The sequence below is a fragment of the Phormidium sp. CCY1219 genome (genome assembly GCF_055795085.1).
Window position 1 is genome coordinate 1 of record NZ_JAYFEQ010000262.1, and the last position, 219, is coordinate 219.

Annotated in this window: 1 protein-coding gene; it reads left to right on the forward strand. The window is 44.7% G+C overall.

The window, feature by feature from the left end:
- Positions 1–65: 65 nt before the first annotated feature.
- A partial coding sequence (locus AC0QH1_RS03220) for a group II intron maturase-specific domain-containing protein (protein WP_324629395.1) occupies positions 66–219 on the forward strand: 154 nt, incomplete at its 3' end.

Below are 219 nucleotides of genomic sequence, written 5' to 3' on the forward strand. Positions count from 1 at the left end.
CTGGGAAAGACACACACAGTAATCCACTAGGCTTCAAAACTATCATCAAACCCAGCAATCAAGCCATCAAAACCCACTACAGGAAACTGAAAGGGATAGTAGACTCACACAGCACAGTACCGCAAGAGGGGTTAATAAGACGCCTCAACCCGGTCATCAGAGGGTGGAGCAACTATTACTCAACAGTAGTGTCTAAAGAAGCTTTCTCTCAAATGGATA